The organism is Streptomyces sp. Ru73 (assembly GCF_002920575.1).
Taxonomy (GTDB): Bacteria; Actinomycetota; Actinomycetes; order Streptomycetales; family Streptomycetaceae; genus Streptomyces.
The window spans coordinates 62,586-80,530 of record NZ_PQSQ01000003.1; the positions used below are offsets into that span (position 1 = coordinate 62,586).

At 66.5% G+C, this 17,945-nt stretch carries 16 protein-coding genes; 2 read left to right on the forward strand and 14 right to left on the reverse strand.

Annotated features, from left to right (window positions below; translation table 11 throughout):
* The first annotated feature begins 628 nt into the window (after positions 1–628).
* Together C3486_RS02175 and C3486_RS38705 are read left to right on the forward strand one after the other, a co-directional pair.
* The gene (locus tag C3486_RS02175) at positions 629–2,950 is read left to right on the forward strand and encodes an ATP-dependent RecD-like DNA helicase (RefSeq protein ID WP_103830799.1); all 2,322 of its coding nucleotides are present in this window, start codon (positions 629–631) and stop codon (positions 2,948–2,950) included.
* Positions 2,951–3,513: 563 nt separating this feature from the next.
* Entirely contained in the window at positions 3,514–3,891 is a 378-nt protein-coding gene (locus C3486_RS38705) for a DUF6083 domain-containing protein (RefSeq protein WP_374936833.1), read from the forward strand.
* Between the two features lie 270 nt (positions 3,892–4,161).
* Here the strand turns inward: C3486_RS38705 and C3486_RS36870 are convergent, their stop codons facing one another.
* The 14 genes from C3486_RS36870 to C3486_RS02235 all read right to left on the reverse strand — a co-directional run bounded on the left by C3486_RS36870 (position 4,162) and on the right by C3486_RS02235 (position 17,861).
* Entirely contained in the window at positions 4,162–5,658 is a 1,497-nt protein-coding gene (locus tag C3486_RS36870) for a hypothetical protein (protein ID WP_146074935.1), read from the reverse strand.
* A 211-nt stretch (positions 5,659–5,869) separates the two neighbouring features.
* Positions 5,870–6,232, reverse strand: coding sequence for a hypothetical protein (locus tag C3486_RS36875; RefSeq protein ID WP_146074936.1), 363 nt, complete (start codon positions 6,230–6,232; stop codon positions 5,870–5,872).
* An 829-nt stretch (positions 6,233–7,061) separates the two neighbouring features.
* Entirely contained in the window at positions 7,062–8,123 is a 1,062-nt protein-coding gene (locus C3486_RS36880) for a DUF6083 domain-containing protein (RefSeq protein ID WP_146074938.1), read from the reverse strand.
* 401 nt (positions 8,124–8,524) lie between these two features.
* Positions 8,525–8,746, reverse strand: coding sequence for a hypothetical protein (locus tag C3486_RS02190; RefSeq protein WP_103830802.1), 222 nt, complete (start codon positions 8,744–8,746; stop codon positions 8,525–8,527).
* A 548-nt stretch (positions 8,747–9,294) separates the two neighbouring features.
* The gene (locus tag C3486_RS38485; protein WP_308461212.1) at positions 9,295–9,570 is read right to left on the reverse strand and encodes a transposase; all 276 of its coding nucleotides are present in this window, start codon (positions 9,568–9,570) and stop codon (positions 9,295–9,297) included.
* A 54-nt stretch (positions 9,571–9,624) separates the two neighbouring features.
* Positions 9,625–10,536: a hypothetical protein gene (locus C3486_RS38490; protein ID WP_308461211.1), complete on the reverse strand. Its 912-nt coding sequence runs from the start codon at positions 10,534–10,536 to the stop codon at positions 9,625–9,627.
* A 20-nt stretch (positions 10,537–10,556) separates the two neighbouring features.
* The gene (locus C3486_RS02200; protein ID WP_103830803.1) at positions 10,557–11,468 is read right to left on the reverse strand and encodes a DUF317 domain-containing protein; all 912 of its coding nucleotides are present in this window, start codon (positions 11,466–11,468) and stop codon (positions 10,557–10,559) included.
* A 34-nt stretch (positions 11,469–11,502) separates the two neighbouring features.
* Complete coding sequence (locus C3486_RS02205) at positions 11,503–11,967, reverse strand: hypothetical protein (protein ID WP_374936832.1); 465 nt, start codon at positions 11,965–11,967, stop codon at positions 11,503–11,505.
* Positions 11,967–12,755 carry a hypothetical protein gene (locus C3486_RS02210; RefSeq protein WP_103830805.1) on the reverse strand — a complete coding sequence of 263 codons (789 nt, stop codon included), beginning with the start codon at positions 12,753–12,755 and terminating at the stop codon, positions 11,967–11,969. The genes C3486_RS02205 and C3486_RS02210 overlap by 1 nt, the downstream gene beginning before the upstream one ends.
* A 1-nt stretch (position 12,756) precedes the next feature.
* Positions 12,757–13,335 carry a DUF4913 domain-containing protein gene (locus C3486_RS02215; protein ID WP_103830806.1) on the reverse strand — a complete coding sequence of 193 codons (579 nt, stop codon included), beginning with the start codon at positions 13,333–13,335 and terminating at the stop codon, positions 12,757–12,759.
* 94 nt (positions 13,336–13,429) lie between these two features.
* Complete coding sequence (locus C3486_RS37810; RefSeq protein ID WP_308461213.1) at positions 13,430–14,311, reverse strand: DNA cytosine methyltransferase; 882 nt, start codon at positions 14,309–14,311, stop codon at positions 13,430–13,432.
* Positions 14,250–14,594: a DNA cytosine methyltransferase gene (locus tag C3486_RS37650; RefSeq protein ID WP_258052541.1), complete on the reverse strand. Its 345-nt coding sequence runs from the start codon at positions 14,592–14,594 to the stop codon at positions 14,250–14,252. Before C3486_RS37650 ends, C3486_RS37810 begins: the two co-directional genes overlap by 62 nt.
* Complete coding sequence (locus C3486_RS02225; protein WP_258052542.1) at positions 14,584–15,774, reverse strand: DnaB-like helicase N-terminal domain-containing protein; 1,191 nt, start codon at positions 15,772–15,774, stop codon at positions 14,584–14,586. The genes C3486_RS37650 and C3486_RS02225 overlap by 11 nt, the downstream gene beginning before the upstream one ends.
* Before the next feature lie 284 nt (positions 15,775–16,058).
* On the reverse strand, positions 16,059–17,861 hold the full coding sequence (locus C3486_RS02235) for a type IV secretory system conjugative DNA transfer family protein (RefSeq protein ID WP_103830808.1): 1,803 nt from the start codon (positions 17,859–17,861) through the stop codon (positions 16,059–16,061).
* Positions 17,862–17,945 lie beyond the last annotated feature (84 nt).

Consider the following 17,945-nt stretch of genomic DNA (forward strand, 5'->3'; position numbering starts at 1 on the left):
ATTCATGCAGAAGGTTTCGCCACGGCATGCGGAGGTGTGCTGCAGTCGGGGAGGCGTCGGGCCGGGGCAGGCAGCGTCGATGCCGAGCCATGGCAGTGTCCATGGCCTGTGTGCGCCCGACGCAGGGACTCATATGCCCGCATCTTGCGCGCCGCAGGTCTGTTCATAAACCACGGTCACCGTGGGCCCGCCGTGCGTCGTGACTCATCCACGCGCGGAGCACGGCCCAGATGCCGGAACTGTCGCGTAGGCGCAGAGCGCGGCGGGTAACGGGACCTGTTCAGGGCGAGGTGTCTTTTCTTCGGTGCCGTGTAGCCCGCACCTCGTACTGATGAATGTCGCTGCGTGCGCTTCGATGCCGACAGAGTTCTTCCGTCTTAGGAATATTATCTGCCGATTCATTCATGGGTGTGACGCAGTAGGCGGCGATGGAAGTTCGCCCAGTTGGGTCTATTGCTGGCCTGGGTAACCCCAGTTCAGTCCTGCTGCTGACTCGTCCGAGGTGGCTTGTTGCCTACGGGGTAGGGCGTGGGGCATATTCAATCTGCTCTATTCTCCGTTCTCTATAGTGATTCATGTCCATCTCGCGAGGTGATGGCTGGGTCCTGGCTTCTGATGGGAAAGTCGCATGGGTGACGTAGGCCGGAATGGGCACCGCGATTACATCGAGGGTGTCGTGCATCATTTGGTGTACGTCAGTCATGACCAGTACACGATTCTGAGCTTGACGGTGAACACTGACGAGGGAGAGCAGCAAGTAACCGCAGCCGGAAAGGCATTGTTTGGGGTTCGGCCGGGTGAGTGTCTCCGGCTAGGGGGCGCGTGGACGCGCCATCAGAAGCATGGCCGTCAGTTGCGGACAGAGGAGTGCCAACGGGCCCGGCCGGCTACGGAGAAAGGGATTCGGACATACCTCTCCTCGGGATTTGTTCGCGGAATCGGCCCCAAGCTCGCGACTGCGATCGTGGATCAGTTCGGAGAACGGACGCTCGATATTCTGGACTCCAGTCCTCAGCGGATGAAGGAAGTTCCGGGAATCGGTGAGGGGCGGTTGGGGCGACTCCTGGAAGCCTGGGAAAAGCATCGGAAGATCGCCGAGGTTATGATGTTTCTCCAGGGGCTCGGCATCTCCCCCTCCCTCGCTGCCAAAATCTATGCGACGTACACGGACAATGATGAAGATCCACTAGAGGTTGTGCGAGAGCATCCCTACCGACTGAGTCGCGACGTGCACGGTGTGGGTTTCGTCAATGCGGATAGGATCGCTCTTGCCGCCGGAGTGCCCAAGAACAGCGACGAGCGCGTTCAGGCTGCGATGCTGCATGTCCTGGGAGAGGCATGCGCGAAGAAAGGGCACTGTTACGTGCTCGTCAGCGGGCTGCTGCGGTCGACTGCGAAGCTGCTGGACGATGATGATCCGGCGACCGCCGAGATCTTGGAAGAGGCCGTTCTACGCGAGGCATTGGCCGCGCTGTGTGCGGCACGGGAAGTTGTCACGGAGGTACTCTCCCGCCCGACCGGCGACGGCACCATTCGCGACGATGAGATCGCCGCGCCGCGGCGCTGGTACTCGGCCGAGGTGGGACTGGCCCAGCATGTGCGACGCCTTATCAATGCTCCGGGCCGGCTGGCGCAGGTGGCCTCGTGGGAGGAGCGGATCGCCGGGCGGATGGCCACAGACGTCACTGAATTGTCGACGGAACAGCATGAAGGGGTTCGCACGGCCCTCACCCGCACCCTCTCCATCCTGACCGGTGGGCCTGGTTGCGGAAAGACGCACACGCTGCGGGTGCTGGTCGAACTCTGTGAGCAGGCAGGCGGTGTGGTCGCCCTGGCCGCGCCGACCGGCAAGGCCGCCAAGAGGCTGGAGGAGGCCACCGGGCATGCGGCAATGACTGTTCACCGGTTGATCCACGAGGACAGCGGCGACGAGGTCCCCCATCACACTAACGCGCTCGTCGGCGCTGACCTGGTGGTCATTGACGAAGCGTCCATGCTGGACGTGGAGCTGGCGTGCCGGATGGCAGCGGCGATCCCGACTGGCTGCCACCTGCTACTGGTCGGGGACACCGACCAGCTGCCGAGTATCGGCCCCGGACGCGTCCTGCACGATCTCCTGGCCGTCGAGAGCATTCCGCGGACCCGACTGACGAAGGTCTTCCGCCAACATGATGACAGCGCTGCGATCGTTCTGAATGCCCACCGCATCCTTGCCGGCGAGCCGCCTGAGCCGGCGCCCGGCGTCTTCGGCTTCAAGTACATGAATGAGCCGGAGGGGATTGCCCAACGAGTCGTCGACCTCGTTACCAAGGAGATTCCGAGGCACTTCGGCGTAGCTCCCCACGACATCCAAGTCCTGTGTCCGGGGCGGAAGCAAGAAGCTGGTGTTCTCGCCCTCAACCGTCGCCTTCAAAAGTGCTTGAATCCCTCAGCTCCCCACAAACATGAGCACTATCACGACGACATCATTTTCCGGGAAGGCGACCGGGTGCTCCAGACCAAGAATAGGCCACAGCGCGGCACCAACGGCGTGTTCAACGGTTCCACTGGAACCGTGACCACCGTCAATGGGGAAGAGCAAGAACTTACCGTGACGTTCTCCGACGGGGATGTGGCTGTTTACCCTTTCGTCGACCTTGACGAACTTCTGCACGCCTACGCCCTGACCGTCCACCGGTCTCAGGGCAGTGAATACCCCTATGTCGTCATCCCCATGATCAACGCAGCTGGTCAGCTCCTGCAGCGCAACCTGCTGTACACCGCCGTGACCCGGGCGCGGCGCGGGGTGATGTTGTTGGGTCAGGAAAATGCGATCAAGCGGGCAGTGGAAATTGCGTGGTCCGTGCGCCGCAACACCGCACTGTCCCACCGGATCATCCATAACACCTCGCCTCTTCCTCGCCCACGTGCGAACTCCTCAGGGCAGTTGGCGTGGGGGGATCCCGTATAGATGCTCAAGGCTAAACGTGGTGCGCTGAGCGAAGATAGCATGTACCGTTACCTACTGGTTTTGGTGAGTAGTCGCGGACGGATTTGGCTAGGCCCGGAAAGAACTCGAGCAGGAATCCACGAGGAGGTGCGGTGGGGAACGACAGCGAGCGGACCAGCCTCCGGCGAGGTCGACCTTGGACAGTGAAGGAATGCGCCCAACTGATCGAGGGAATCCGGGCAGGCTATCAATTGGAAGATATAGCGCAGGCCCATCATCGCAGCATTGGCGCGATCAATGCTCGTGCTCGACGCCTCATCCCGTCCGATGTCCAAGTGGAGCGGCAGGACGCCGTGACGTGGCTGCGCAAGCGACTGACGGCCGACACGAACTACGACTGGCGTGCAGCCCTCGACGAGCATCGCCGGCGCCGCCCCGCGAGGCTGCGAGAGCCAGAACGACTGACGCCCGACTCGGTTCAGGCCCCAGCTCCCAGGCAGGGCAATATCGCCGGCCCGCAGCTGTGGCTGGAGGCGACATTCGACGCTGGCGAAGCCTCGCCCGCCCCGGTTGTCGACAGAGCGGTGCCACGGGCCTCGCACTGGCCAGCGAAGGTAGGGTGTGCCGGAGTCTGTGGCCACTGCGCAGCGAGCGTGCAGCAGTACCCGGTGGTCTGTGGAACACCCAGCCGAGTCCGCTGGGTTGTCCTTGACGCTCTGGAGTTCCCCACCCACCTTGTGCCACCTCGGTTGCGCTGGACCGTCGACGCTGACGGGATGGCAGCACCGGCTATGTCAGCTGTCGAGCCAGTGGGTCGTACGCGTCATCAAGATACGTGTCCAGCGGGTTCCCCCAGTGCCTGGGCTCTCCTACTGAGGCGGCCTCGACCGATGCACATCGCTGGGCCAGAGTCGCCGCCCCCACTCAAGCCGCTGCCTGTGGCGCCGGCGCGGCCACGGTAGCCTCGCGTAGCGCTGATCGCCGGGGTGCCGTATCCGGAGTGTGGCGGCTCGGTTCCTCGGCGGCTGCAACACGTCAACGGCGGCATGCGTAGCCAATCATGATCAACCACATAAAAGCGCCGGAGTCGCCACATACCCTCTCGGGCTCACCCTCGGTGCGGTCCACGGCCCTCAAGGCATAAGGCCCGACTGGCCGCTGCAACAGGCCAGTCGCTCCGGCGCAGCCATGGCATCCCATGACCTGAGCGTGAGTGCGCCCAACTCCGATGCTCATTTCGTCACCGGGTCCTCGATGGGCGGAACATCGTCCGAATCATTCGAAGAAGTGTTGCGGACACTTTGGCTCGGAAGGGGAGTGGTGTGCAGGCAGCGGCGCAGCACCGAGTGCCCATCCTTGTTCTCTTCGACGAATCCCTGATGATCGCATTCTTCGCAGGCCGAGATCGCCTGCGGACTGCGCACACTTCGCACAGCGGACAGCAATTCCTGCCCGGGGACTAGGGCGAGCGGCCGTTCTTGCCACTTCGGTGGTTCATACTCGGGCACGGGCCAGCGGCGTTCGATGGTGTCCCGCACCTTGTTGTCGAGGATGGTGACGGTGGCAGAGGACGCCTCTGGCGGTCCCATCCGGGCATTGCGCTCTTTCCAGCCCGCGGCAGTGTCGGCGGCGCGCCACGCGAAGCAGATCATCTGACCGGTGGTATAGCCGTGTTCGAGGCCCAGGCGGATGCTATCCACCAGCTCGGGCCGGCGGGTGTCGGGAATGCTGGGGTACCCGTATTTGTTGGTCAGCAGGCCATTGAGGTACGTGACGACATCTGCCACCTGCATGTTGACGACTAGGTCCTTGAGTGCTGTCCGCAAGTCGGCAGCGCGCTGGCCGGTGCCGGCGAGTACATAATGGCGGCATCGTGCAGCGGTTTGCTGCGCATGAGACAGGCCGCCGATGAGCCGCCATTGGGCATAGACGGCAAGATAACGAACACGCCCGTCGTCGCCGATCGACAGCGCATCGGCGGACGTTTCCGGGTGAAGGGCGATCAGGAAATCGGTGTACAGGTCTTGGACCGCTTGAAGGTCCTGTTCCGTGTCCCCGGTCCACCCGACGGGGCCCAAGGCCGCCAGAGAGGGAATGGACATGTTCGGAGCGGCTCCGGAATAACGACACATGGCGAGTAGCACAAGTAGGGAAGCCGCGGACGCTGGCAGGTGCGATGGTGAATCGGACGGACATTTGGCGTCTTCACGCTCCCACATGCGCGTGATCTTTTCGGCACGCTCCCGCGCCGTGCGTTCCTCCTTCGCCTGAGCCTCGGCGGTCTTCCGCTCCTGCTCCTGATGTCTGTCGGTTTCTTGCATCGCCGAGCAGGACCAGCAACGGTATGTACCGTTGACCCGATCGAGAAATGCCCCAGCGATCCGTGCCGCCCAGGATCGATTCTCAACCTCGATCGGTTCAGCGCAATTTACGCACGCTGATTTAAGCAAGAGTGCGTGCGAGGCTGAGTAGACGGAGGCAGTGACCTCGTGCATAGCGCCGATTTCGCTCACACGCCTGGCCCACGCGCCGTCATCGGTGATTTCCCAGTACAGCTGACAGAGGTATTGCACCTCTCGGGGAGTTCCCGGCTTGATGACGACGCGAATGCGATGGTCTGACTGTGGGAAGTGAAGGAGGATGGGTTGCGGCACCCGCAAGCGCTTCTTCTCCCGGTCTCTCTTCCGGCGTTGTTGCCGCTTCCGACGTTGATCGCGTTTGCCCATCATGTTCTCCTCACGAGGTCTGAGTGGTCGGCTAGCTGGTCGTCGATATGGGTGCTGGCCGCGGCGCAACAGGAATCGCCGCACGTTGAGGTCTGAGCAGGACACGAGTGCCGGGTGGCATGGGTGTCTTCGTGAAATGAACGCAGCGAGTGAGGGGTGCTACCTATAATGTTGTTTTGTTGCACAGTGGCATAGGTGTTCGTGTGTGCAGCCGCTATCCGGATACCTGCTGCGGCTGGCTCGTTGTGGCTTGATAGCGATCCGAATGGGGATTGCAGTCAGGGCACCGCGCCAAGCTCATCCCGCTGCCATTGGGACGCTCAACCGAGATCCAGCGCAGCGCCAAATCAGGGCCGTCGCACTCCCCACACCAGTCCGGCAGTTGTCGCCGGATGTTCTGTTCGTTGAAACTCGGCGGTTCATCGATGACCTCTCGCCGGGCGTGCGCTGCCTCGAGGTACGCCACCGAAAGGCTAGTCAGTGTGTTAGCGGCTCGGTAACTGCCATGGAGGATCTCTTCCGAAGCTTGCGCGAGCAGTTCCTCGGCTCTCAGGAGGTGATCGTAGAAGGAAGGCATGATGTGCTCCGAATAGCTAAGTCGATTGAGGCATTACGTCTCATTCACTGCCCCGTAGGGACGTAGACCCTTGCGACGGATGCCTCGGGCTCTGATCTCCTTAGAACGCGGCACCATCACGGGCACATCACCACTCGCCTCACGCAGTTCCTGCGCTCGGCAGAACAAACACCGTGGACCGCCTGGAACGTCGACATCGAGAGGTGCTCCCGGATGCTTGGGACACCCGGAGTTGCTACGCGGATGCGATAGCTCGCGGGCGATGATGAAGGCGGAATGGAGCAGCTCAGCGACGTGTGTGAACTCTTGGTCAGAAGACCGGTAATCAAGCTCGAAGACACACTCGTTGACGGAGCACATGATTGCCAGGAGTGCCTGATGGTCGTAGGGGCCCTGGGGAACGGGATACCCGGAACCAGCGCTCTCTTGGGAGCGCGCTGATTGGTTACCGATGCGCCGGTTCCGGTTGCACAGGAGGCAATTTCCCCAGCCAGCCGGAGCCAAAGGGTCGACCGGCCCATTGGGATGGTGAGGACACCCCGTTACATTGCGGGTCGGCGCCAAATTTCTGGCGGTGCTGAAGGTGGAATAAAGGCCATCGGCGATCCGATCATATTCGGTCGGATCGCCGAGTCCATCCATATGGCGAATACGATCATCGACGCCGGGCAGCTTGTTGCGCAGCTCCCGTAGGAGGATCGGTCGCTTCGTCGGAACGCGGTAGACGGAATGTCGATCAGAATCCACGCACCTACGATGGCACTAAATTCCACTCCCGCCCAAATCGCCCCAAGCGTGCCCTCCCGGACGGGTGATAACTAGGACAGTGTTACATGTCGCCTGTCGAATCAGCAGCAGACGGGCTTGATGTTTCGCCTGGGAGGCGGGCGGGAGACGCAGAGCCCTCGGCCTGCCAGCGCCGGTGCGTCTGAACGCGACGCTTGGCAACCTTGGTGCATTGCCAGCAAAGCCAATCCTTGCCAACCGGCGCCAAAGATCCGTTATTGCAACCCTGGGAAGCGCAGATGCTCCGTTTTCCGGGGCTGGAATGGATGGCGTTTTCTTCCCCTTGATTGAAGGGTAGTGCGTATCCAGAAGGGCGCTTGGCGAGGATATAGTCTGCATGGCGCAAAGGGTGGAAGGTGACCCATTCGCGTTCTACTGCATCAGGGGCAGTCGAATGCTCAGTGTGATTAGGGCAGTGCTGGTCCAGCCAGCGGCGGGCTGAGGAGAAGCTCAAGCTGCTGAGCGACCACACCCACATCTGTCCGCCTGTCTGCGAGAGAATCATCTGCCCTTCACGCCCTGCGGCATGTGGAATGTCCACGGGAGCCCACCCGCCCTCGTCCGCGTCGAAAATCATCTCGGGGCATCGGTCGGTGGAGCTGACGTCGGCTGCGACGCACTGCACGTCTTCGATCGGTCCCGGCGCCAGACGGAGGGCCCCTCCGAATGACAGGATGTGGCGTTCCGGTGCTCCGGTCGACTCAGGGTCGGGCTCGGAAACTTCCTCCTCGCAGTCCGGTACTGCAGCTGGCGTGAACTTTCCGCACGCGATGCGCTTCTGTATGCGCATGCCCAGTGCTGTTGCGTAAGTCTGCAAGATGCGTGGGAGGTCTTGATGGTCCAGAGCTGGGCAAACCGCTGGATGAGGGATTCGGCAATACCCGCCCATGTGCTGCGCATAAGAACCCGGATACGCAATTCCTCCATCGATGTGCCATCTGAAGCGGTCAGGGATCCGCTTGCTGGGCACCTCGGGGGTCAAAGGAATGCGTTTTCTGTCGAAGCGGTCGAACCATTCGATCGCTTCGCCGCAGTACCTACAGAATTCTACTGCCGTGCTTCGAATCCGATTGGACGAACTTCCGGGATTCAGCCACAAGTTCATCAGAGAGGTCGTTGTAGCAGCACAGTTATAGCCGCCGATCCGTAGTTATGTGGTTTCGAGCATCTGTGTCATCGGCAGCTTGAGCCTTCTTGCTGCGCCGTGAACGGAGTGAGGTTTCGTTGCACGCAAGTCTCATCTCAACGCAGATGGCTGGCGAGCTGTACTTCACCTGAATGGACTTCGCGAGATGAGGTGATCCTGGAAGATCGGCCTCAGGAATGCCGTGGATTTATACATCACATGTAAATCTGCAAGGCTGCCGTATGGGCGCCGGTGCCTAACCCTCCCTCTCCTGTGCGGCGTGCGGAGGCGCATACAGATAAGCGGGGCAAGCACCACCGGCGTCGTGTTGGCCAGCGCAGACGTCTCTGTCGGGACGTCGGGCCCGTGAAGTCCGTGCTTTAGGACCAGGCCAATTCCGCGCGCACGACGGGTGGGAGGACACCTGCCTGGCCGTCCTCGATGATGTATACCGCACCCTTCTCCATCTCGGTGAGGGCTACGATCCGAGCGATGTGGTGGGCGTAGGGCCAGTCCGGGTTGACTGCGAGGTAGACGGGAAGTTGGGGATCGGCGGCTTGGAGCTGGCGGATCAGCTGCCCGACCGTGAGGGCGTTCGACACGGAAACCTCCTGGAGAAGACGATGGGTTGGGGCGTTCGGCTCAGAGGAGAACGGCGGGCAGTGCGGCCTGTCTGACCCCGGTGACCTGCGCGTTGGACGTCACGAGCATTCCCTTCGTTGACCTGCACTGCATTTTTTGAGCTGTCCGTACGTTGACTTGGATTGGGAGCGTCATTCCAGTCCGCTGGCGGGGTGTGCGTCTGCCACAGGCGAACTCGACGTGCGGACGGGCGGACAGAAACCTCGTTCGGGAATGAAGCGGGTGTCCTGGGACTGAGCCCGGGGCGAACGAGACGAAGGGGCAGTGGTGACACGGACGAGCAGTGCGGATTCCGCAAGAGCGTCGACAATGCCGAGGCGGTCTCTGCGGGACGGCCACGCGTAGCAGGCGGAGGTCGGAATGGAGCTGACGGTCGAAGAGCTGACTGCCCCCCCTCGCCCAGCCCAGCCGATCTGCTCGTCGGAGTCGGATTCGTTTAGGCCGTTGAGCGGTGCGGACCCAAGTCGTTGCGTCCCTCACAACTACTGACTTTGTTGGCGAGATGTCGTCAGTGGGTTGTAGGTGCTGGAAGCCCGGTGGCTGTGAGGCACCCGTCGATGAGGTCGCTGCGGTACTGGATCTTGCGAAGACCATGGCGAGGGTGCCGGACGAACCCGTCGGGGTCGGTGAAGGCGGTGTTGTCCTGAGAACTGCGCCGTAGCAGGTACCAGAGGCCCTCGACGGGATTCAGATCGGGTGCGTAGGGCGGCAGGTAGAAGACGGTGGTCCAGTCCTGCTCGGCGATGAAGTCGCGTATGCCGGCGGCGCGGTGGGCGTTGAGAATTCCTCAGACGAGAACGAGTGAGGACCGAGCTGGCGGTAAGCCTGGATCAGCAGGTCACGGAAGTCGGCCCGGGGGATGTTGCGGCGCTCTTTTGTCTGGTGGCCCTTGTGGAACTTGGGCCGGCAGATCAGGCGGGAGCGTTCGCCTGGCTCGTAGCAGGCCAGCGTGGCGATGGAGACGCGGCAGTGGGACCGCCGGCGGACGCGTACTACGGGCGTGTGACCGCGCCTGGAGTGGCTCGGGCGGGTGTGAGAAGGATCGCGTGGTGGCCGCAGCAGTGAGGGAGGACTGGCGGGCGGCGCGTGCCAGGTTCGCCTCAGCAGAGTGCTGGTGGGACTGCGTTGTTGTGTCATTTGTCTGGCTGCGGCGGCCCCAGACGTGCAGCTCGGCGTACACCGCCCCCAGACCTCGTGCGGCGGGGGTGAGGTCATAGGCGAAGTGCTCCTCGGGGCCAAGGCGGGTCACGAGGCCGTCGTCGAGGAGTTGTCGGGTGCGGTAGTGGAAGGACCCGGTTGCCATGCCGGCGGCCTCACGCAGCGCGCCGGGCCGCAACGGTCCATGTTGTTCCAGCGCGGTGAGTACCTCGACGGCGCCCCTGCCGCGCAGCCGCGCCAGTGCATCCTCGACCCGGTCCGGCCCCTTCCAGGAGGTGGCGCGCGCCTCGTAGTGCCGCGCGTGCCAGGAGGCGAGGGCGCGGTGGACGGGCCGGGCATCCTGGCCCAGGCGGGAGACCGCGTAGCAGCCGCGCTCGGGCTTGATCAGCAGGCCGCTGGACTGCATGCGCACCAGGACCTGATGGAGGGTTGGCATGTTCAGCCACGGCAGGGCGGAGGCCAGCTGCTGCGATCGCAGGTGACCGCGTTCGCACAGCGTCTCCAGCGTCCAGGAGGTCCACAGGGGAGCGAGCACGCCGACGGCGTGGTGAATCGGCTCCAGGCGGACGGGCACGGAAGTGGGGTGCTGCATGGGGTTCCTCGGGAAGATGGTCAACGACGCGATCGGGAAGGCGTTCGTGCAGATGTGTCGGTACGGTTCGCCGCGGCGGGCGTGGCACGCGGCTGCGGACGGGCGTGTGCGGTGCGCAGGCGGGCGGCATGAGCCCGCTTGGCGCCGGGTCGGCTGCGCTGTGCACGCTGTACGGCGGCGGTGACCGCCGCCTGCTTGGCCTCCAGCGGAGTGGGAGCCCGCGGGGGCGAGGGGGCCTCGGCCTTCACCGGTTCGAGGCGCACCAGGTGCTCGATGTCGCGGTGGAGCATGTGCCGTTCCCGTACGACGGGGGTGGGGTCGCTCATGGCGGCTGCGGTGGCGGCGATGAGGTGGTGCGGGGTGCCGACGGTGAAGGACGCCTCCGCGCGGGTGTCCCATCCGCGCGGTCCGGCCCACAGGAGCACTCGCTCGTCCAGGCGGCCGTAGCTGTGGCGGTCGATGGACGCCCCGGCCTGGTGGTCGGGGGCGAGGATCTCCACCGTGCCGCGCTCGGCCGGGCCGTGTGTCCACCCGGCGTCGAGCAGGGGCTGAATGCTGTCGGCCCAGTCCACCGATGACGGCGTGAGGAACCGGTCGCTCTCGGGTGCCCAGTCGTTGGCGAGGGCTGCGGTGAGGCCGGCGACGATCTCGGGCGGGAAGGCGTGGTTGAAGGTCGCCTGCCAGCGGGGTGGCGAGACGGCGTCCTGGGCTGCGGTGATCTTCCACAGGTCGTAGTCGTCGCCGAACCAGCCGATCTTGATGCGGTGGTCGGGGGAGGTGACGAGGAGCTGGCAGGGGCCGTCGTCGAAGGTGTGGTGAGGCCAGTGGGCGACCGGCTCGAAGCCAGGATCCCCCGCGTAGCCGGAGCTGGCGAGGTAGCGGGGCGTGACGCGGTACTCGCTCCAGTGCTCGATGTCGTACTCGGTGGGCATAGGGAAGGTTTCTCTCGGGTACGCCGTTGCGCTGTCAGCGCTGGCGGCGGGGAAGTTGCTGGGGCGGGGCGGTCTCGGCAGCCGTTGCCGCCCCCTGGCTGGGAGCGAAGTCGACCTGGGTGGTGCGGGACCGGGCGGCTCGGGCTCGATGGGCGTGCGGGGCGGCCTCCGTGTGCCGGCGCTCCCGTTGCAGCCGCCATGCCGCCGCGCGGTAGGCGGCGTGGTCCTGTCGCTCACCCATGGCCAGCAGATAGATCTCCCGTTGGTGCTGAGAGGAGGTGGGGGCGTCGCGGTACTGGATGACCATGCGCCAGCGGGTCTGGGGGTCGACGTAGACCTTGTGGCAGCCCGCCAATTCCCGTTTCAGGGCGGCGCCGCGTTCGTTGCCGTGCACCAGGTGTTGCAGTTCCAGCAGCGCCAGGTCGCGGATGTTCTCCGGTGCGTCGCGGAGGTCGGCGAGTGCGTCGGGGTGGGCGGCGAAGGCGTACCGGGCGCTCATCAGCGACCGCCCCTGGTACGGATCGTGCTGGGGGCGGGTGGCGAGGCAGTGCCACCGGGCGGTGTGGTCGGGCTGGGGCCGGGCGGTGCGGCTGTGGTGGACCGGGCGCGGGCGGCTGCCGCCCGACGCCCGAGGCCAGCCTGCGGCTCGCGGGTGAGAGGGAGTGAAGTGTTGCGGGTGCGCATCCAGGTGTCGGCGGCTTCGGCGGTGGGGAAGGCGCCTTCGCGCACGGTGTAGGTGGCGAAGGAGGGCACGGTCTCTTCGAGGAAGATCCGGTAGGGGGTGTCGGCCGCGTCGGGGTGGTGGTCGTAGAGCAGGGTGCTGACCTGGATGCCCTCGGCGTTGTTGCCAGGGTTGTCGGTGTAGTGGGACAGGAGCGTGTACCGGCCCTCGGGGTGGTGGCGCAGCTGATCCTCCAGGCGGGCGGTGAGGGCGTCGGCCGGGCGCGGGCCCACCGAGCCGTCCGGCTCGATCGCCTCGGCCGGGCAGCCCCGGTGGATGAGCCAGTGCTGGGTGAGGGGGACGGTGGGTCGGCGGGCGGCATCGAAGGTGAACGTGCCGGTGTTCAGGTCGCGTTCGATGTGTATGGCGAGGTATTCGGCGGTGCCGGGGATGTCCCAGATGGCGGCGCCGTCGTAGAGCAGCAGGTAACTGTGCCGCCCGTCGGGGGTGTGGTGGGCGGCCAGTCCCGCGTAGGTGTCGTCGCCGAGGGTGACCCAGTGGAAGTCGTCCTCGACGCGGCCGGAGGCGGGTTGGAAGCCGTCGAGGCGGTAGTCGGGCGCGGCCATGTCAGCTCCTGTTCGCAGCCGTCTCGGGGCCGGGCAGCAGGCGGTGGTTCGGCCGTGTGCGGCTGGTGGTGCAGGCACCGAACGGCCCGTCCGGCGCTCGGAGCTGGAGGAGGGCCGGGTCGAGGTGGTCGCGGTGCCAGGTGGAGGGCCCGGCGAGGCCGGCCTCGGTGTCGGTGTACTGCTGCCAGGCCAGCCACAGCGCATGCAGCCGCGCAACGGCTTCCGGGTGCTCGGTCCACCGGTGGCACCAGGGGCGGCTGGCGGTGATCTCGCGCCCGTAGACCGGCAGCAGCAGGTCGTCCACCCAGGTCGCGAGCGCCGCCAGCTCCGTGGCGTAGGCGCGGCCTTCGAGGGTGAGGATGAAGGAGGAGGACGGCCCCTGGAAGCCGTCCTCCTTCGCTGATGTTGAGGTGGCTTCCCTCGGCTCGTCCTCCGGCGCGAGTTGTTCATCGGTGAGACGGGCGAGGGTCTCGGCCTGCTGCTGGCTCTTTGCCACCAGCGCGCTGACGGTGGCCACGAGGTCGTCCACGTCGTGGTCCGGTATCCGCACCGGGCCGTCGTTCTCGGCGGTCCCCGACATCGATGCCCCTTTCTGACTCGGGTGGTTGGGTGTCGAGGATCCGCAGAGAACGCGGTTTGGTCCGGCCGGGAAGCAGGGTGTAGAAGGGGCCGTCTCAGCCGTGCGCGCGGTGGTGGCAGGCTGGTATGGGCGGGGCCAGGAGACGCAGGGCCTGGGCGGCTTGGTGCGGGAGGACCCCGTTGCCCAGCGCCGCGAGTTGAGCCGGTCGCCCGAGCCCTGGGGTGGCGGTTACCCAGCCGTCCTCAAGGCCCTGCATCCACTCCACGAACCGGGGTGCGAGAAGGCCTGCCGCATCGGTCGGCGTCGGTGCCGGGCGGAAGATCTTCTCCCATCGGGCGATGGCGCCTGCGTACCGTCCCCAGGCTCCGGCGGGTTCTCGGTCAGCAGCGAGGCGTCGAAGAGCGTCGCCATCGGCTGTTCCAGAGCCACGGGCCCGGCCGTGGAGCGCTGGTGCCGTTGAGCCGCCGCAGAGGGGAGGGGCAGGTTGCTGCTGCGGTGGCGTTGGCGCGGCGAGCCCTTGGCCCCGTCGGACGCCACCGGAGTGGGCAGGAGCCACTCGATCTCGTCGGCCAGGTTCGGGCCGTGTCCGCCTTCCTTGCGTTTCGATGGGTGTTGGCTGCCGCCGTTGGTGGCGAGGTTGCTGGTCGGCGTCTTCAGCAACGGCCCCGTGTCGCCAGGCGGTGAGGAAGAGGCGTTCACGCCGGTGTGGGGCTCCGACGTCGCTGGCGCGTAGCACGCACCAGCGTGCATCACGCCCGAGGTCGGCCAGGGAGCCGAGTACGGCACCCAATGCCCGCACAGCAGGCCGGCCTGCGCCGTCTCCCAGACACCACGGGCAGGGTTCCACCTCGCCAGGGGCAGTGGCGGGGGAGGTGAGGAGTCCTCGTACGTTTTCGATCACCACCAGGCAGGGATCAAGGGCCTCGATGGCACGCACCACGTGGTGCCACAGCCCGGAACGATTTCCTTCCAGCAGGCCGGTCCGGCGGCCGGCGACCGAGACGTCTTTGACAGGGGAACCCCGCGGTCAGGACGCACACCCGCGGCACGTCGGCCCACCGGATCGTGGTGATGTCACCGAGATTGGGCACGCCGGGCCAGTGGCGGGCCAAAATACGGGCGGCTCCGGGATCGGTCTCGGCGTGCCAGGCGAGAGAGCCACCGAGGGCAGCCTGGACGCCCAGGTCCAGGCCGCCGTAGCCGGAGCACAGACTGCCGATCGGCCACCGGGAGTCGGGCACTGTTGGATCACCGTGCACGTGCGGCCCCGGGCTTGGTGGAGGGGGAGGGCGCCGGTGCGGTCGCTGCTGAGGCGTGAGGCACAACGTTGCCTGGTTGCGGCGGGCGGCTGCGGGCGCGGGCAGCGGCGACTTGCGCCGGAGGCGGCTCGGTGGACGTCTCCGTCTGGGCTGGGGCGGTACCGGGGCCGGCGTCGGCGGCAGCTCGGCGGTGGCGCGCCTGATCGAGGGGGGCGAGGGCGGTGCGGGCCTGGCTGATGAGCTGGCCCGGTGCCAGCGCCTCATTGCCGGCCAGGCCGCGGATGTGCTGCGCGGAGGCGGCAGCGGTGCGCAGCAGGGAGGCATCGAGGATGTGGGCGCCGAAGTAGCCGGCCGAACCCCCGGCGGCGGTGCCGCATAGGTGGCGGACGCGGTCGGCCTCCAGGGTGCCGTCGGCGAGGGCGCCGCGGCGTTGGCATTCCCACAGCACGGTGAGCTGGTCCACCGGCTCGCCCCGGTGATGCAGCGCCCCCAGCGCACGGTAGATCTGCCCGTGGCCTGGGTCGGCGAAGTCCTCCGGGCGCAGCCAGCCCACCACCTCGCCCAGTTGCCGGGGGTAGGCGGACAGCGTGCCCAGGATGCTCTCCTCATCAGCCAGAACCCGCTCGTCCACCCGAGCAGGAGCGGCGGGGGCCGCAGGTGGCGTTGCCGGTCGAGCGGCGTGGGCTTCGCTTCCCCAGCGGCGGCCGAGGTCATCGAGGACGTCGGCCAGGACCTGGGCATGGCGCAGAGTCTCGGCGACACCCATGCCACGCTCAGTATCGGTGCGGGCGGCCTGGTGCAGGCGGACGGCGTGCTCGGCGACGCTGCGCTGGATAGCGCCCTCCAGCACCATCCGCCCGTAGATCGGCGCGTGTGCCGGACGCGGGCAGGCCGAGGCCAGGGAGTGCATGTGGGAGGCGGTGATCCCGCGCGTATGGACACTGGCCCGTGCGAGCGTGTCGTTGACCCACGCCAGCGGAACCGGTGCGTCCGGCGGCGCCGTCGTCGCCGGGTGCGCTTCGGCACGCAGATCCAGCATGGCGGCATACAGGGCAGAGTGCGCGGGCCGGTAGAAGTGCTCCGGCCGCAGCCATTCAGACAGGCGGCCGAGCTGGCCCGGCTCCAGCAGCACTGCGCCCAGGACGGCCTGCTCGGCCTGGAACAGCGGCGTCACCGTCACGCCTGCTCCATGACGGCCACGGCCCGGTTCGCTGCGGCCAGATCAGCGGCGTGGCGGTGGAGCGCCTGCGTGAGTTCAGCGTCTGCGGGGACGGCGCCGCTGCGGGCATCGAGCCACCAGCGACCTCCCCGGTACACGGCGGCGGTATCGGCAAGCCGGTGGGACGCGTACGGGGACGGGGAGTTGAAGGAGGACATGGAACACCTCGATGGGAGACGGAAGCCAGCGGCTAGATACAGGGCTGGTGGGCCGTCTTGCCGGGGTGCGGTGTGGGGCGTGCCGCATCATGCGGCGGGTCCATACAGGTCGCGGTCGGGCCGGTTCTTGGCCAGGGCGCGTTCGGTGATGGCGGCCGTGGCCTGCTTCGAGGCGGTGCCGAGCCGGTCGGCGTCCGGTTCGCGGTACCAGGGCTTGAGGTCGAGCAGGGCGGGGCGGATGCCGGTGGCCAGCAGCAGCACGGAGCCCTTGGGCAGCGCGCGGATCGCGTCGGCAGGCAGGACGCGTTCCTGCCGCATGGAGATGGAGGAGGACTTGCCGGACTCGCTGGTAGACACGGACACGGTCTGAACCTCGTGGTCGCCGGCCAGACGGGAGAGCTTATCGGCGAAGTCCGCGTCGTCGATGCCGGAGCCGATCAGCTTGATCGTCGCAGCCGACCAGAGGGCGTCCATGCCGGTCTCGCCCCACACCCGCTGGCCCTGCCGGTAGGACTGCAGGATCGTGATCGGGATGACGCCGCGCGAGCCGAGGTGGGAGTACAGGTCGGGCAGGTCCTGGATGCGGCAGACGTTCGCCGCCTCATCCAGGATCGCCAGCATCGGCGGGTCCAGGCGCCCGCCCGCGCGCTCGGCCTGGACGACGGCCGCGCGCATCACCGCATCGGCCGCGGCGGCGATGATCGCCGAGGCGGAGCCGCCGCCGTCCTTCGACAGCAAGAAGAGCGTGTCCCGGCTGGTGGAGAACGCCTCTGGCCGGAACTCCTGCAGCTTGGAGCCGGGGTGTGGCGGGGTGACCCAGGCGGCGATCCGCGGGTCGAGCAGGCAGCTGGCGTACTGCCGCGCGGTCTCGAAGATGCCATCCCGGGTCTCCACGGCCCCAGCGACGGTGCCCTGCAGCTGGGCGGCGACGGCGTCCAGGCCGGCATCGGTGAGCAGGTCGATGGGCGTACGGTCGGCCGGGGAGGCCAGCCACGCGGTCACCTCGGTCACGGGGCGCCCGCCGCGGGCGGCGGCGAGGAAGAGCGCGGTGAGGGTGTTGGCGGCGGCGGTGGACCAGAAGTCCCCGGCGCTGGACTCGTTCACGCTGGCGGTGACGAAGTGCTGGGCCAGCCGTCGCGCTCCGGCCAGGTCGTGGGCGTCGGCGAGGATGTCCCACCACATCGTCTGCTCGGCATGCGCGATCTGCTGCGGATCCAGCGTCCACACCGTCCCCACGCGAGCGCGTTCATCGACCGTCGCGGTGAAGGCATCGTTCGCGGCCTTGTTGGACGTCAGCAGCACCGGCCCCGGCGCGCGCAGGATCGCGGGGATCGCCAGGGAAGAGGTCTTGCCCGAGCGGGGCGCCATGATGGCCAGCAGCACGTCCTCCCAGGAGGAACGGACCTCCGCTGCGCCGGGCTGGAGGGTGCCCAGCAGCACGCCGCGGTCGTCGGGGGCGACGTCCTTCGGCTTGGTGTCGGCGAAGCCGGCGCGCAGGCTGATGGCCTTCGCGGCGGCCTTCTTCGGCAGCAGGTCGCCCAGGTCGCGCGGACCGGCTAGGCCGCGTGGGTTCGCACGGAAGCGCAGCCACAGCTTCGCCGAGACGAACACGGCCGTGGCCATCAGCAAGGCCGGGATGCCGTAACAGCTGACCAGCAGGCCGGCGTGGGGCAGGCGGGGCCAGAGCTGGTCGGGATGGAACAGGGCCTGTGTGGGGTCAAACGGTCCCCACGGTCCGGAACCGGAGGCGGCGTTGGCGAGATTGCCGAACAGCCAGGCAAGGGAACCGCCGCCGATACCGAGGGCGGCGAGGGCGAGCAGGAGGTAGAGCAGAACGTCCGTACCGGTGGTGGTCGAGGGCGTCCTGGTACGAGATGGCGTGGAAGGCAATGTGCAATCCCAAGAAGTGCGGAACGGTGCGCGCGGGGGAGGCGGCGGGCTCTGTTGGTGATCACGGCAGCTCCTGGCGGGGGA